The 15,142-nt window shown below is 68.2% G+C and carries 16 protein-coding genes and 1 pseudogene; 4 read left to right on the forward strand and 13 right to left on the reverse strand.

Annotated features, from left to right (window positions below; translation table 11 throughout):
* Positions 1-37: 37 nt before the first annotated feature.
* The gene (locus tag OG225_RS05785; protein ID WP_405180719.1) at positions 38-502 is read right to left on the reverse strand and encodes a hypothetical protein; all 465 of its coding nucleotides are present in this window, start codon (positions 500-502) and stop codon (positions 38-40) included.
* Between the two features lie 144 nt (positions 503-646).
* Between OG225_RS05785 and OG225_RS05790 the strand changes: the two genes are divergently transcribed.
* The 3 genes from OG225_RS05790 to OG225_RS05800 all read left to right on the forward strand — a co-directional run bounded on the left by OG225_RS05790 (position 647) and on the right by OG225_RS05800 (position 3,042).
* Positions 647-1,000 (forward strand): hypothetical protein, encoded by a 354-nt coding sequence (locus OG225_RS05790; RefSeq protein WP_405180720.1) that lies wholly within the window; start codon positions 647-649, stop codon positions 998-1,000.
* The gene (locus OG225_RS05795) at positions 997-2,277 is read left to right on the forward strand and encodes an MlaD family protein (RefSeq protein WP_405180721.1); all 1,281 of its coding nucleotides are present in this window, start codon (positions 997-999) and stop codon (positions 2,275-2,277) included. The genes OG225_RS05790 and OG225_RS05795 overlap by 4 nt, the downstream gene beginning before the upstream one ends.
* Positions 2,278-2,550: 273 nt before the next feature.
* The gene (locus OG225_RS05800; protein ID WP_405180722.1) at positions 2,551-3,042 is read left to right on the forward strand and encodes a hypothetical protein; all 492 of its coding nucleotides are present in this window, start codon (positions 2,551-2,553) and stop codon (positions 3,040-3,042) included.
* 43 nt (positions 3,043-3,085) lie between these two features.
* On the opposite strand, the gene OG225_RS05805 is transcribed toward OG225_RS05800, so the two are convergent.
* The 9 genes from OG225_RS05805 to OG225_RS05845 all read right to left on the reverse strand — a co-directional run bounded on the left by OG225_RS05805 (position 3,086) and on the right by OG225_RS05845 (position 11,310).
* The gene (locus OG225_RS05805) at positions 3,086-3,349 is read right to left on the reverse strand and encodes a hypothetical protein (protein ID WP_405180723.1); all 264 of its coding nucleotides are present in this window, start codon (positions 3,347-3,349) and stop codon (positions 3,086-3,088) included.
* Positions 3,350-3,501: 152 nt separating this feature from the next.
* Positions 3,502-3,978: a DNA-directed RNA polymerase subunit beta gene (locus OG225_RS05810; RefSeq protein WP_405180724.1), complete on the reverse strand. Its 477-nt coding sequence runs from the start codon at positions 3,976-3,978 to the stop codon at positions 3,502-3,504.
* A 220-nt stretch (positions 3,979-4,198) separates the two neighbouring features.
* On the reverse strand, positions 4,199-4,966 hold the full coding sequence (locus tag OG225_RS05815) for an alpha/beta fold hydrolase (RefSeq protein ID WP_405180725.1): 768 nt from the start codon (positions 4,964-4,966) through the stop codon (positions 4,199-4,201).
* A 123-nt stretch (positions 4,967-5,089) separates the two neighbouring features.
* Positions 5,090-6,280: an acyl-CoA dehydrogenase family protein gene (locus OG225_RS05820; RefSeq protein WP_405180726.1), complete on the reverse strand. Its 1,191-nt coding sequence runs from the start codon at positions 6,278-6,280 to the stop codon at positions 5,090-5,092.
* Entirely contained in the window at positions 6,277-7,545 is a 1,269-nt protein-coding gene (locus tag OG225_RS05825) for a CoA transferase (RefSeq protein WP_405183205.1), read from the reverse strand. Before OG225_RS05825 ends, OG225_RS05820 begins: the two co-directional genes overlap by 4 nt.
* Before the next feature lie 2 nt (positions 7,546-7,547).
* Complete coding sequence (locus tag OG225_RS05830; RefSeq protein WP_405180727.1) at positions 7,548-8,759, reverse strand: acetyl-CoA C-acetyltransferase; 1,212 nt, start codon at positions 8,757-8,759, stop codon at positions 7,548-7,550.
* Positions 8,752-9,651, reverse strand: coding sequence for a hypothetical protein (locus tag OG225_RS05835; protein WP_405180728.1), 900 nt, complete (start codon positions 9,649-9,651; stop codon positions 8,752-8,754). The genes OG225_RS05830 and OG225_RS05835 overlap by 8 nt, the downstream gene beginning before the upstream one ends.
* Positions 9,648-10,376, reverse strand: a complete 729-nt coding sequence (gene fabG / locus OG225_RS05840; RefSeq protein ID WP_405180729.1) for a 3-oxoacyl-ACP reductase FabG — start codon at positions 10,374-10,376, stop codon at positions 9,648-9,650. The genes OG225_RS05835 and fabG overlap by 4 nt, the downstream gene beginning before the upstream one ends.
* A 112-nt stretch (positions 10,377-10,488) precedes the next feature.
* Complete coding sequence (locus tag OG225_RS05845) at positions 10,489-11,310, reverse strand: mycofactocin-coupled SDR family oxidoreductase (RefSeq protein ID WP_405180730.1); 822 nt, start codon at positions 11,308-11,310, stop codon at positions 10,489-10,491.
* Between the two features lie 409 nt (positions 11,311-11,719).
* Here OG225_RS05845 and OG225_RS05850 point away from each other — a divergent pair.
* Positions 11,720-12,352: pseudogene (locus OG225_RS05850) on the forward strand (LysR substrate-binding domain-containing protein); the annotation flags it as partial.
* 33 nt (positions 12,353-12,385) lie between these two features.
* Here the strand turns inward: OG225_RS05850 and OG225_RS05855 are convergent.
* Genes OG225_RS05855 through OG225_RS05865 form a run of 3 tightly spaced genes read right to left on the reverse strand, consistent with a single transcriptional unit; the run spans position 12,386 to position 15,104 of the window.
* Entirely contained in the window at positions 12,386-12,991 is a 606-nt protein-coding gene (locus OG225_RS05855; RefSeq protein ID WP_405180731.1) for a TetR/AcrR family transcriptional regulator, read from the reverse strand.
* Positions 12,988-13,497: a PaaI family thioesterase gene (locus OG225_RS05860; protein ID WP_405180732.1), complete on the reverse strand. Its 510-nt coding sequence runs from the start codon at positions 13,495-13,497 to the stop codon at positions 12,988-12,990. The genes OG225_RS05855 and OG225_RS05860 overlap by 4 nt, the downstream gene beginning before the upstream one ends.
* Positions 13,494-15,104: an AMP-binding protein gene (locus OG225_RS05865; protein ID WP_405183206.1), complete on the reverse strand. Its 1,611-nt coding sequence runs from the start codon at positions 15,102-15,104 to the stop codon at positions 13,494-13,496. Before OG225_RS05865 ends, OG225_RS05860 begins: the two co-directional genes overlap by 4 nt.
* Between the last annotated feature and the right edge of the window lie 38 nt (positions 15,105-15,142).

The following is a 15,142-nucleotide window of genomic DNA, read 5'->3' on the forward strand; positions in this document are numbered from 1 at the left end:
CCCGTTCCACCTCGGGCCACCGAGGTGTCGAAACTTCCTAGGCGACCAGGTCGTCGGATTCGAACGGGGCGAAGAACGCGCCCATGCCGTGGCCGTACAGGGTGTCGCCGAGGGCGACGAAATCGAAGGAACGGTCCGGGCGCAGCGGGATTCGGCCGATCGCGGCGAGTGATTCGTGGGTGCCTTCCGGCATCAGCGTCGAGCGGACCTGTGCGAGAACGGAATCGTCCGGCTCCCGCTCCTCGAGTACCGCGATCATCAGGTGCAGGCACAACTGTTGGGCGGGGGTCGCGGGTCGCGGACGTTTGGCTGCCGACAGTTTCGCGGTCAGGGTGTCGAAGGTCTGGGCGATGTAATAGAGGAACACCGGGCGCGGGCTGTGCAGGGTCTCGTGGCGCACCTTGCGGGCCAGCGTCTCGCCCGCATCGATCAGGGTTTCGACGGTGTGCGGGCCGAGTCCGGCGATGGGCGCGGTGCGATCCCGCTTCTTCGACGTGGCCACGGCGACCTCCTGAATACAGCGCGGTGTCTACGAATCATACTGCCGAGCGGGATGATTCGGGGCGAATCGGCGGTTCGCGGGGATTGCGGCCGAGAGTCCGCCGCGGCGTCGGCGAGCGTGCCGCTCCGCCGCCACCTGTTCGCCGTGCCCGGGCCACGTCGTCCCGCCCGATGGTCCGTGCAGGGCGGTGAGATCGGCGGCCTGATCGCGAATCTCGACGAACTTGCCGCGCAGTTGAACAACGCCGCGACCAGTCCCGACGCCAGCCTCGCCGCGATGAACGCGATGCTGCCCACCATCCTGAAACTGACCAGTGGCACCTCGGCGCACGGCAATGTCGACCTCGCCGACTTCGCGGTGGGCGCGCTGCCCGATATCGACCACTCCGCGGATCCGGGCAATCGCCTTCCGGACGCGAGCGATTGGCAGGCGCTGGTCGGCACGCTGACCTACACCCTGCTGAAACTGCGTGATCGCGTATTCGGAGCGGGCCGGTGAGCGGCGGATTCGGCGGATTCGGCGGATTCGCCGCGACGGTGGCCGACGCTCCCGCCCGGATCGTGGTCGGCGCGGTCCGGGGCGGACGGCCCTACAGGCTGGCGCTGTCGGCGGTGGCGCTGGGAGTCACGGCGGTCCTCGGCGCGACGTATCTCGTGTTCGGGGCACTCGGCGTCGGTCCGACGGCCGCCACCTACACCGTGCGCGTGCAACTGGAGCAGTCCGGCGGACTGCTCGCCGGTCAGGACGTGACATTGCGCGGTGTGCCGATCGGTGAGGTGAGATCGGTCGATTTCACGCCGACGGGTGTGGTCGCCGTCGCGACCATCGACGCCGAGGTGCGGGTGCCCGTCGACGGCACCGTCGACGTCACGAGTCTGTCGCCGGCGGGGGAGCAGTACCTCGATTTCCGTCCCGCCCGCGACGACGGTCCGTTCCTGGTGGACGGCGCGGAGATCGCCGTCGACCGGACATCGGCGCCGGTGCCGCTGTGGCAGATGCTCGGCAAACTGGATTCCACACTGGCACAGGTCGATCCGGCGCAACTGGCGGCGGTGGTGGATCAACTCGGCGTCGGCCCGGATGGTCCGCGCAAACTCACCGACATCATCGACGGCGGCATCTTCCTGGTGTCGACAGTGGACTCGGTGCTCCCGCGGACGGTCGCCCCGCTGCGCGACAGCAAGACGGTGCTGGCCACCCTGGGCGACGGTTCGGCGGGCCTGACGGCGTTCTCCCGTGATGCCGCCGAATTCATGCGCGGCGCCGAGGCGAAGACAGGCGGGTTCGTGGATCTGCTCGGCGCCGCGCCCGGCACCCTCGCCGCGCTGGACGCGGTGCTGTCGGACAATTCCGCCGAGGTCGTCGGATTGCTGACGAATCTGTCCACGGTCGCACGGCTGACGAATTCGCGCGTTCCGGCGTTGCGGGAATTCTTCTTCCCGACCATACGCGGCGGGTCCACCTTGGACGCGCTGGTCACGGTGATGCACGACGGCGGCCTGTGGGGACTGGTCAATCTGTATCCGCGGGCCACCTGCCAGTACGAACTGCCGAATCGGGCGCCCGCGATCGCCGACTATCCGGAGCCGTACCTGTACCCGTTCTGCCCGGACGACGACCCGTCCATCCCCGTGCGTGGCGCGCGCAACGCGCCGCGACCGCCGGGCGAGCAGATTCCGAACGGACCACCGCCGGGCGAACCCGCCGACCGGACCGCCTCGCCCACCCCGCTCGGCCCGTTGTCCATCCCCCTCCCGCTGCCACCGACCCGATAGATACGCCACACGCCCCGCACGACCGCGCAATCCGTTCGACGCTAGGAGAGAAAGTCATGAACGAACCCACCGGAACGGCCCTCGATGACAAGGGGACCGACGGGGACGCGACGGTGGAGACCGCGGAACTCGGTATCGGTCGCGAAGAAGACCTCCGAATCGGAGTCCGCCGAACCTGCGGGCGACCCCGCCGCAGCCGCCGACGCGGGCACGGCCGAAACCACCTCCACGCAGCCGGAATTCGTCATGCCGTCCACATAGCAGATTCGTAAGATGATCGCGCTGCTGCTGTGGCGCAAGATCCGGCTGCCGTTGCTGATCCTGGTCGCCGTGGTCGCGGTGGTGCTCGCGGCGATCTTCGGGTGGAACGCGAAGGCGCAGAGCGACGAAGACGACGCGGCCGCCGCGGGTCTGGCCGCCGCGCGGGCCTACGGGGTGACGTTGACCAGCGTCGATTCGGGCAATCTCGACCGGGATTTCACGGCGGTCCTGGACGGCTCGACCGGTGAGTTCAAGGATATGTACACCCGGTCGAGCGGGCAGTTGCGTCAACTGCTGCTGGACAACAAGGCGACCGGCACCGGCACCGTACTCGACGCGGCGGTGAAATCGGCGTCGACGACGAAGGTCGAGGTGCTGTTGTTCATCGACCAGACGGTCACCAACACCGCCTCGACTACCCCGCAGGTGGACCGCACCCGGGTGGCGATGACGATGGAACTGGTCGACGGCCGGTGGCTGGCGAGCCGGGTCACCCTCGTCTGACAAAGGCACGAAATATATTGGTGTACTGGATGTTCAGAAGTCGCTAGTTCGGTGACCGCGCGCCTTCGGACACGCGCTCGTCCCGGTGCTGGAACCGCACCCGATCCCACAGCTTGCGCGGCATCCGGTCGAAGCATTCCCCCAGCGATGGCGCACCGTCGAAAAGCGTTTCGGCGTCGTCGGTATCGCGGACGCCGACGACACGGATGACACCGTCGCGGGCGAACCACGTCGCCGTGATCCCGTCGTGCTCGGTGGTCCGGATATCCTCGCCGCGTGCTCCGGTATCGGTAGGTAGGCGCTTCACAGGTGTCAAGGTAGCAGTGTGAGCGTCGAAAAGAGTTGTCCTGCAACGGCAAAGGCCGAAACGTAGTTTTGCCGCGCGGTAGCGGGGGCAATCGCGGGCCGGTGGCTCGCCGCCCGGGACATTCCGGCCGGCGAGCACTCGGGCGACCGGGATCAGGCCGAGGCCCCGGTCCGGCGCTCCCGATTCGGCCCACACGCGCGCACCGCGTCCAGTACCGCGCGCCCCGACGGCCGGAACGCCGATCGCGGCGGTTCCACCCACACCCGGAATTCGGAGCCTCGCTCGGAAGGGCCTGGTAGTGCGATCGTGCCGCCGGTCCGCACGACCGAGACATTCGAACGGAACATCTCGGCGAAGGATCGGTCGTCCTCCGGTAGATCCGGCTGGATCAGGAACGTCCAGCGGTGGGAACGAGGGTGCGACAGTATCGGCCCGAGTTCGGCCTGTCGTTTCCTCATCTCGGCCTGTACCGCTTGCCCGAGTGCGGTGGGCATGATCAGACCCCACACCGTGGTGGTTGGCATGACGATCCGGTCGGGACGGGACGGATCGAATGCGGCGGGGAGATCACAGATACGCCGGTAGTAATCGCACCGGGAGGACTCGTCTCCCGAAGCAGGGTGGTCCATGCGAAAAGCGCCTTTGCTCGCAGTGGTGGTACATGGTGCTCCCGGCTCGTGAAAACTCCTGATGGGCGGAAGCTTTCGAGGCTTTTCACACCGGTCGCGGGTCAAGCAGACCATTCCGGCGTCGTCCGCGACAAGTTTCGGCCGGAACTTTCTCTCGTGGCCGAATCGCGTTGGGCCACCGGATGGCTACCGGTCACTCGACACGGGATGCCGTTCGGAATCAGGCCGACTCGACCACATCGAGGATCGTCACGGCGACGAGCGCCGGATCATCGATCATCGGCACATGTCCGACACCGTCGAGTAGCAGGAATCGGGCGTCGGGCAGTCGCAGCCGCGCGATCACGCCGTTGACCGACGGCGGAAAGACCCGGTCGCTTCCGGCCCAGGCGAGAGTGATCGGACAGGGGAGCGTGCGCATCGGGGCGACCTGTTCCGGTGTCGACAGCAGATCGGCGGACACGGTGCACGCGCTGACATCGCCCGCGATCTTCGCGGCCTCGGCCGCGCCGATCCGATCGCCGTGTTCGGCGATATTGCGCAACAGCACGCGGCGCAGCGGCCGCACCCGCATGGCGGGTGCGGCCAGTACTCCGCCGACGCGCGCGAGGATGACCTCGCGGCGCAGCGTGGCCGTCGCGTCGCTGTTGCTCGCCGCGCCCGCGTCCCAGAATCCGGCGGGCGAGATCGCGCAGACGCTCGCGGCACGCCCGCGCCGCGCCAGTTCGATTGCCATCCAGCCGCCCAGGGAATTGCCCGCGATATGCACCCGCGCCAGCCCGAGCGCGTCGAGCCGCCGTTCCACGTCGTCGACGAGATGTTCGACGAGCACGGGACGATCGAGCGCGGCCGGACCACCCCGGTGCCCCATCGCGGTCAGGGGGATCACCTCGCGGCCATCGCCGAGCCGGGGAATCACGCGGGCCCACACCGTCTCCGACATCATGACGCCGTGCAGGAGGAGCAACGGCGAGTCGGTGGGTGTCATCTGTGTCCTGCGCTTTCCGGGAGCCCGGCCCGCGCCGACGGCGGACCCGGCGGGTGCCATGGGTATCCCGGACGATAGCAACCGCGGCGCGGCGCGCGTTCCCCGTCCCGCTCCCTCCCCGGATCAGAGCCGGTAGTCGCGCAGCACGCCCTTGCTGATGATGCGCTTCTGGATCTCGCTGGTCCCTTCGCCGATCAGCATGAAGGGCGCCTCGCGCATGAGGCGTTCGATCTCGTATTCGGTGGAATACCCGTAACCGCCGTGGATCCGGAAGCTGGCCTGGGTGACCTCGTTGCAGAACTCGCTCGCCAGATATTTCGCCATACCCGCGGCGACGTCGTTGCGCTGACCGGAATCCTTGAGCCGCGCGGCGTTGACCATCATGAGATGCGCCGCTTCGACTTTCGTCGCCATCTCGGCCAGGGAGAAGCCGATGGCCTGGTGTTCGACGATGGGTTTGCCGAAGGTCGAACGCTGCTGGGCGTAGCGGGCGCCGAGTTCGAAGGCGCGCAACGCTATTCCGCACGCGCGCGCGGCCACGTTGACCCGGCCGACCTCGATGCCGTCCATCATCTGTTTGAAACCGTTGCCGGGTGCGCCGCCGAGGATGGTGTCCGCGCCGGTGCGGTAGCCGTCGAACAGCATCTCGGTGGTGTCGACGCCCTTGTAACCCATCTTGTGGATCTTGCCGGGGATGGTGAGTCCCGGCGAGACCTCGCCGTAGCCGGTGGGCTTCTCGAGCAGGAACGTGGTGAGGTTATCGTGTGCGCGCTCGTGGCCCTCCTCGGTGCGCACGAGCACGGCGACGACCGTCGAGGTGGAACCGTTGGTGATCCACATCTTTCGTCCGTCGAGGGTGTAGTCGCCCGACTCGTCGCGGACCGCCTTGGTGCGGATGGCCGCCACGTCGGAGCCGAGTTCGGGCTCCGACATGGAGAACGCGCCGCGCACCTCGCCGGTGGCCATGCGGGGCAGGAAATGCCGCTTCTGTTCGGGGGTGCCGTGCTGGGCGAGCAGATACGCGAGGATGAAATGGGTGTTGATCACCCCGGAGACGCTCATCCAGCCGCGCGCGAGTTCCTCGACGCACAGCGCGTAGGTGAGCAGTGATTCGCCGAGTCCGCCGTATTCCTCGGAGATCATGAGCCCGAACAGACCCATCTGCGCCATCCGGTCGACGATCGCCTGCGGGTAGGTGTCGGCGTGCTCGAGTTCCTGGGCGTTGGGGATGATCTCTTTGTCCACGAAAGTGCGTACCGTGGAGAGGATTTCGGTCTGGACCTCGGTCAGACCCAGTGTTTGTGCGAGTTTCACGAGGAGATCCGTTCCGGAGAGTCGGTGGCCACGGTGCCGAGGCCGCGCAGTTCGGCGATGGCGTCCTCGGCCAGGGTGAGGTCGTCGCGCAGGACGGCTTCGGTGTGCTCGCCCAGCCTCGGCGCCTGACGGGCGGGAATATGGTTGCCGTTCACCGAGATCGGCGAGCCGGGTGCGAGGTAGTCACCGAGTTCGGGCTGGTTCAGCACGCTGAACATCGGATTGGCGGTGACCCTGGCGTCGGCGGCGACCTCGCGGAAGCTGCGATAGCGATCCCACAGGATCGATGTCGCGCCGAGCGCCTCGGTGATGTCGTCGGCGGAATGCTCACGGAACCAGGTGGTGAACAGACCCGTGAGGACGTCGCGATGCCGGTAGCGGGTGCCCTCGTCGGAGAAATCCGCGTCGAGTGCGGCGGCCAGCGCCGCGACCACGCTCGCGGTGCCGGTGACCTCGGTCAGATCCCGGAAATGCCTGCCCGTCAACGTGACGACCATGAACGCGATACCGTCGGCGCTGGTGAAATGCTGCCCGTACTGCCCGTAGATGGCGTTGCCGATACGCGGTCGGTCGGTCCCGTTGATCGCGGCCTCGGTGAGGAATCCGAGATTGCCCGCGGTCGCGAGCGCGACGTCCTCGAGCGGCAGCACGATACGACTGCCCTCGCCGGTCGCCTCACGGTGGCGCACCGCCGCCGTGATCGCCAGCGCGGCGTACAGGCCGCACGCCACATCCCACACCGGGACGACGTGATTGATCGGGCCGTCGTGTTCGGGTGGTCCGGTGACGAGCGGAAAGCCGATGGCCGCGTTGACCGTGTAGTCGACCGCCGTCGACCCGTCGGCCCGGCCGGGGATCTCCAGGTGGATCAGATCCGGACGGCGTTTCGCCAGCGCGTCGTATCCGTGCCAGGCACGGCCCGCCGCGTTGGTGAGCAGAATTCCTCCGCTCGGCCCGCTCTCGGTGATCACCCGCGCGACCAGTTCCTGCCCGGCGGGTGCGCGCAGATCGGCGACCAGCGAGCGCTTGCCCTTGTTCAGCCCGGTCCAGTAGATGCTCGCGCCGGTCTCGGTGAGCGGCCACCGATGACAGTCGGCCGCTCCGCCGATCGGATCGATCCGGATCACCTCGGCGCCCAACTGCGCCAACGTCATTCCGGCCAGGGGCGCGGCGACGAAACTGGAGATCTCGACGATACGCAGACCGGCCAGCGGTTGCGCCGCGCCGCCGGTCACAGGTTCACCACCGTGCTGGTCCGGGCGCATGCTCACACCACCCTCTCGAAGATCGCGGCGAGACCCTGGCCGCCGCCGATGCACATCGTCTCCAGCCCGTAGCGGCTCTCGCGTCGGTGCATCTCCCTGGCGAGGGTGGCCAGCATTCGTCCGCCGGTCGCGCCGACCGGGTGGCCGAGGGCGATGCCGGAGCCGTGCACATTGGTGCGCTCCAGATCGGCCTCGCCGAATTTCCACTCCCGCATGACGGCCAGCGCCTGCGCGGCGAACGCCTCGTTCAATTCGATCAGGTCGATATCGGCCAGGGTGAGCCCGGCGCGCCGCAAGGCGGCGTCGGTGGCGGGCACCGGACCGATCCCCATGCTGTCGGGCGGAACACCGGCCACCGCCCACGCCTTCAACGCGACCAGCGGCGTGAGTCCGAGTTCGTCGGCCTTCTCCCGCGTGGTCACCAGGCACATCGCGGCGGCGTCGTTCTGTCCGCTGGAATTGCCCGCGGTCACGGTCGACTCCGGATCGATCTTCGCCCGAACGGCTTTCAACGCCGCCAGGGATTCGAGTGTGGTGTCGGCGCGGGGATGTTCGTCGGTGTCGACGATCGTCTCGCCCGTGCGCGACGACACCGTCACCGGGATGATCTGTTCGGCGCTCGCACCGCTCTGCGCGGCGGCCACGGCGCGTCGATGCGAGGTCACCGCGAGCCGGTCCTGTTCCTCGCGCGGAATCGAGTACGCGCGCCGCAGGTTCTCGGCGGTCTCGAGCATTCCGCCCGGGACCGGATAGTGCCGCCCGCCCGCCGTTTCGCGGCCCCTGGACAGACCGTCGTGCACCCGCACACCGCCGCGTGCGCCGCCCCACCGCATATCCAGCGAATAGAAGGGAACGTTGCTCATACTCTCCGCGCCACCGGCGACCACCACGTCGTTCGCGCCGCTGGATACCTGCATGACGGCCTGGATGACCGCCTGCAATCCCGAACCGCAGCGCCGGTCGACCTGCATACCGCCGACGGTCACCGGCAGGCCCGCGTCGAGCGCGATCACCCGGCCGATGGCAGGCGCCTCGCTGTTGGGATAGCAATGCCCGAGGACGACGTCCTCGATGACGTCGGGGCTGATTCCGGTGCGCGCCAGCAGACCTCGCAGGGCGGTGACCCCGAGATCGACGGCGGACAGAGATCGGAACAGTCCGCCGTACCGTCCGATCGGGGTGCGGACGGGTTCGCAGATCACTACTTCACGCATGGATTCGGTCTCCAGGAAAATCGGCGGTCAGAACCGTGTGTTCAACGGGCTTGTCGGCGTCCCCGCTCACGACGGCCACCGAGAGATCGGCGTCGGCAGTGTCGCCGCGGCGGATCCGGGCGGGCTCGGGGCAGAACAGCGGGGCGAGGTTGCGGTGCCGCAGACGGACGGGCGTCGCGTCGGGACGCTCCCCGCGGAGGGTCTCGGCCAGCGCCAGGGTCATCAGCGGACCGTGCACCACCAGTCCCGGATAGCCCTCGACCCCGGTCGCGTAGGGCCAGTCGTAATGGATGCGATGCGGATTCGCGGTCGCGGCGCTGAAACGCATCAACACCGTGGGATCGGTGCGCAACTCCCACTCCCATTCCCGCAGCCGCCGCAGCGGCGCGCCGACCGGTTCGATCGGGGGCGGGAATTCCGGAGCGGTCCGGCCCGGTCCGGCCTCGCGGTAGATCAGGTTCTGGCGTTCCACCACGGCGGCGGTGTCGGCAGCGTTGGCAGTGTTGTTCAGGGCGTACAGCCGGATCTCGACGTCGACGACGACGAGTGAACCGCTGCGTCCGGTCTTCGGCGTCACCGAGACCACGCGCGCCTCGCGCCGCACCGTCGAACCGATCGTCACGGTGCCGTCGATGCGCACGTCGCCACCGGCGAACATGCGGCGCGGCAATTCCACCGGCGGAAGGAAACTGCCGCGCACGGGATGTCCGTCCGGCCCGATCGCCGAGGACATCGGCCAACGCGCGAGCGCGGCCCAGTGCCACAGCGGCGGCAGCGGATCACCGGCGGCGAGCAGCGGCGCTCCCGAATCGAGTACCGCGCCCAGCGCGGCCACCGGGGTCGGATCGACGTATTCCTCGGTGACGACGGTGTGCGGTTCCCACGCGCTCACATGAACCGCCCGCCGGTCACTTCCAGCATGGTGCCGGTCATATAGGAGGACAGGTCCGAGGCCAGGAACAGCGCGACGTTGGCGACCTCCTCGGGTTCGCCCGCGCGCGTCATCGGGATCTCGGCCATCTTCTGATCCCAGACGTGCTGGGGCATCGCGGTGGTCATGGGGGAGCGGATCAGACCGGGCTGGATCGCGTTGACCCGCACGCCGTATCGGGCTGTCTCCTTGGCGGCGGCCTTGGTCAGCCCGATGATGCCCGCCTTGGCGGCCGAATAGTTGGTCTGGCCCGCCATGCCGACCTTGCCCGAGAGCGAGGAGATGTCGACGATGCTGCCGCGCTGCTGTTCGCGCATGATCGCCGAGGCCAGCCGGGTGCCGTGCCAGGTTCCCTTCAGGTGGACCGAGATCACCTGGTCGAAATCCTCTTCGCTCATCTTGCGCATGGTGGCGTCGCGGGTGATTCCCGCGTTGTTGACCATGACGTCGACGGAACCGAATTCGGTGAGCGCGGTGTCGAGCAGTGCGGAGACATCCGCCGCGCTGGTGACATCGCACCGCACCGCACGTGCCACCTCGGATCCGAGGGTCTCGCGCGCGGTACCGGGATCCAGGTCGCCGACCACGACGCGCGCGCCCTCACGCACGAACGCCTCGGCGATGGCGAGTCCGATGCCCTGGGTGCCGCCGGTGACGACCGCGACCCGGCCCTCGAGAAGTGACATGAGCGAATATCCTTTCCGCGTTGCCGCCCACTCGACGCCGAGTGCGCGCTGTCGGCCGCGAGCGGACGCGGTCGGGACCGAGGACCGCCGACCGCGTCCGCGCGGCCGGAGATCAGTATTGGGTCGAACCCAGGTCCACCGAGATCTGGGTGGCCGTGATGTAGCGCGATTCGTCGCTCGCGAGCCAGGCGACGGTGTCGGCGATATCCTCCGCCTCGGCGATCCAGGCGGGCAGGAACGGCGTGGTCATATTCGCCAGCTGCGGATTGGTTTCCAGTGCGCGGCCGAGTGCGGCCACCATGTCACCGCTGCCCATCGGGGTATTGACCGCGCCGGGATGCACGCTGTTGACGCGGATATCGTGTTTGCCGAGTTCGGCGGCCAAGCCGCGCGCCATTCCGGTGACCGCGTGCTTGCTGGCCGTGTAGTGCACCATGAAGGGCTGCATCTTCACTCCGGCGGCAGAGCTGATCAGGATGATGGAGCCGCCGCGCCCGCCGTCGATGATGTGCTGCGCGCCCGCGATGACGGTGTTCCAGGTGCCGGTGACATTGACATCCATCACGTCGCGGAAGGATTCGGGCGTGATGACGTTCCACGGCTCCGGAATGCAGATTCCGGCGTTGGCCACGATGACGTCGAGCCGTCCCAGGGTCGCGACGCCCTCGTCCACGACTTCGCGTAGGCCGTCCAGATCCCTGGTGTCGACCGTGGAGGTGACGATGCGTCGGCCGGTCGCCTCGACCAGGCGCGCGGTTTCGGCGAGATCGTCGGGCGTGGCCGAATCGTAGGGCACCGCTTCGGGGAGCGGGCCCGCGATATCGACGGCGATGATGTCGGCGCCGTCGGTCGCCATGCGCACCGCGTGCGCGCGGCCCTGACCTCGTGCCGCCCCCGTGATGAACGCCACCCTGTCCGTGAGTCGGCCGGTCACATGTGCTCCTCGTGTGTGTCGAGCGTCGGATATCGCTGGGATGTCCGGCGCGTTGACCGGAAGGCGGTCTGTCCCGAAGCGATGCGCGGAACAGGGGCAGTGCCTATCGTATGATATATGGTAAGCACAACGGTAACCTTCCGGGATGTAACTTTATGGTGTTGACGACCTCGAGGCAAGGTGCGCCGCGAGGCCGTATTCCAACCTAGTCGTACCAGTTCGCGGGTGGGCGAGGGAGACTCCCCGTATCACTGTCCCGATCTTGTGTCCGCTGTTACAGTTGCCATTACTGGATGGTTATCTGTTCGCGGCTTCCCCCCGTCTCGACGCGGCGGTGGACCCGGGCCGATCGCGAAGAAGGAGTGCGCGGATGTCGCAGGTCGTCGGGTTTGTCGGGGCCGGGCAGAGCCTGCGCGTCATGGCGTCGAAAACCATTGCCGACCATCGTATTCCGCAATGGCTGACGGCATTGCGCAAACTCCGTCCCGACCTGGCGGTGGAACTCGATGTCGCCAACTCCCGACAGGTGACCGCGGTCGTGCGTGACCGCGAGGCCGAAATCGGGTTCATCGAAGGACCTCGCGCACCGGAAGGTTTGGGCAGTCGCGTCCTGGTCGCCGACGAACTCGTCGTGGTCGTCGCGCCGACGCACCCGTGGGCGTCCCGCCGTCGCGCGGTGGCCTCGCGCGAACTCGCGGCCACCCCGCTGCTGTGGCGGGAGAAGGGGTCCGGAACCCGCGATACGGTGTGGGAGGCGCTGGAGATCCACGGCGCCCCGGCCCGGCCCGCGGCCGAATTCGGCTCGGCCGCGGCCATTCTCGCCACCGCGCGCGGCGGTGTCGCGCCCGCGGTTGTCAGCCGCGTGATCGTGGCGCACGAGTTGCGCGCGGGCACGCTGCGCGAGGTCCCTCTCGCCGATTCGATCGCGCTGACCAGGAAGTTCCGCGCCATCTGGCATCGCAGAACCCCTCCCAGTGGCGCGGCCGAGGATCTGGTCGAACTCGCCGCGCACATCGAGTCGGCGCGAACGAACAGGCGATAGAAGTCGAATCGCGTTCGCCTGCGGCCGCTGTGGTCAGCGTTCGCCTACGGGGTGTCGGCGTTCGCCTTCGACGTTGCGGAGGAAGGATTCGATCAGTTCGATCGCCTCGTCGTGGGCGGTGTCGACGGCGAAGGCTTCTTCCATGCGAAGGAAGCGCGAGACGCTGGACATCAGCAGGACCAGCGCGCCGGGGGTGTAGGTTTCGGCGGGTTTGCCGTAGTCGGCGAGAATCTTGGTCACGGCGTCGAGTTGGAGGGTTCGGAAGCGTCGCGAGGAGTCGGCGATCTCGGTGCGGATGGCTTTGCGGTGGTTGGCGAGGGCGACGAATTCCATGGTCATCGCGGTGTGGGATTGGTCGTGGATGGCTTCCCACAGCGACCACAGTGGTTGGGGTGAGGCCAGCGCTTCGAGTTGGCGGTGGTAGCTGCGTTCGGCCCCGCGACGGAAGAGTTCGATGAACAGATTGTCCATATTGCCGAAGTAGTAGTGGTAGAGGGCGGAATTCGTCTCTGCCCGCGCCGCGAGCCGTCGGGTGCTGACCGCGGCGTAGCCCTCTTCTCGCATGATCAGTTCGGCGGCGTCGAGGAGCGCGGTGCGCGTCGGCGAATCCTCGGCGTCGGAGCCGCGGGCTGGCTTCATCGTGTGGCCTCCCGGATATGCGAGGCGCGAAGCCTGCGGTTGCCGTTTGCGGCCCGGTTGCGCATGCGGCGGGTGAGTGAATTTCGGGCGGTTTCCAGTCTATGGCGGCTCGGGGACCGGCTGTCGGCCGGGCGAGCAGGAGGTCGCGCGAAGTGCTCGACAGCGGACACCGCGCGGGCCGCCGAGCGGCTGCGCTCCGGCGGTGCCTCGGCGATCGCGTGCACGATCCTGCTGACCGCGCGGGCCGCGCCGCTGGTGATGGGGCGGAAATAGCGCACGCTCAGGTCCGAGGTGACCACGCCCGCGTTCGGTGGGCGGGTCTCCAGGGCGAGGGTGCCCGCCGCGATATCGGCGAGGGTCGCGATGAGGCCGCCCTGGAGTCCGCCCGCCGTATTGACCACGTGCGGGGCTACCGGGAGTTCCCAGACCAGGGATCCGTCCGCGCTGCGTTCCTTGCGGTACCCGATGTGGTCGAACAGCCCGCTGATCTGCTGTATCGATGTCATGGTGTCGGCTCACTCCGTAGTTCGTCGGCCGCGTATCCCTTGCGGGACAGCAGATCGCGCAGGCCGTTGATGTCGACTTTGCCCGTCGACCCGCGCGGGATGCTCTCGTCGGATTCCAGCAGCAGCCAGATCGTCGGAATCTTGAACGCGCTGAGCAGATCTCGCGCGCCCGCGCGTATCCGCGCGGCGGTGGCGGCGCGCTCGCAGACCACCGCGGCGGCCACCTGATCGCCGCGTCCCTCGTCGACCGAGGTGACGAACGCGTTCTCGACACCGGCGACGCCACACAGCGCCTTCTCCACCTCGCTCGGGTAGACCGTCGCACCGCTGACTTTGAACATGTCGTCGGAACGTCCGTGGTAGAAGAGGAATCCGGCCTCGTCGACCCTGCCCAGATCGCCGGTGCGATAGAAACCGTCCTCGGTGAGCAGGTCTTCACGACTCCGCCCGCACATGCCGCGCAACATATGCGGGCCGCGCAGCAGGATTTCGCCGATCGACCCGGTGGGGGCGGGGGCGCCGTCCGCCGGGTCGGCGATGCGCACCTGCGTCCCGTCGAAGGCTCTACCGCAGCTTCCGAACGCGGATTCGGGCATATCGGTGTCGGCCGGGTAGCCGCAGTACGGGCCGAACGATTCCGTCATGCCGAACAGGTTGGCCCTGGTGCCGGGGCGGGCACGCTGGTTCGCGGGCAGTAGCGCGTCCAGGCTGCCCGGACGCAGCGCCGAGAGATCGGCGTCGATCGAATCCGCTCGGCGCGCAAGTGCTTCGGCCTGGTCGGGCCAGCCGCGGAACAGGGTGACGCGTTCGCGTTCCAGCAGACGCAACGTCGTCTCCGGTCGGGGAATCTCCTCGGTGACCAGGGTCGCGCCCGCCAGTAGCGCCGAGAGCACGCCGCCGCCGAATCCGCCCACCCAGAAGAACGGCATCGGCAGGTACAACCGGGTGTCGCCGTCGATGCAGCGGCCCGCGAGCCCGGACCGGACCGCGCCGAACGCGTTGCCGTGCGAGTGGATCACGCCCTTGGGCAGGCCACGGCTGCCGGAGGTGAACATGATGGTCAGCGGATCGGCCGCGGTGACGGTCGCGGCCGAACTCCGCGCGACCGCCGCCGCCTCCGGCGTGACCGGCAGCTCTTCGGTGTGCTCGACGGTCCAGATCTGTTGCAGCGCGGGCAGTTCCGGGTGCAGGATCGTCGCGTCGTCGTCGGGCAGTGCCAGGGCGGAGCGCAATCGGTCGGGATAGCGGTGCCCACGGAATTCCTCGGCCGCTACGAGGATCTGCACCGCGGCGACCCGCAGTTGGGCGATCAGCTCCGGGGTCTTCAGCAGGGTGCTGAGCGGTACGAGGACAGCGCCGATCCTGGTGAGGGCGATCGCGATCCGCACCCAGGCGATGCCGTTGGGCATGACCAGGCCGACCCTGGTGCCCTCGGCGATCCCGGCCTCGATGAACGCGGCCGCCAATTGCTCTGTCGTGGTGTCGAGTTCGGCGTAGGTCAGCTGTGCCGTCGGGTCGATCACCGCGGGCTGCCCCGCGTTCGCGACGGCACGCGACCGCACCAGTTCGTCGACGGTACGCGCAACGACCGCCGCGGCGTCGAACAGGTCTGTGCCGGATTCACCCGCTACGGACCGGCGACCAT

Source organism: Nocardia sp. NBC_01377 (assembly GCF_045040005.1).
GTDB classification, from domain to species: Bacteria; Actinomycetota; Actinomycetes; order Mycobacteriales; family Mycobacteriaceae; genus Nocardia; species Nocardia noduli.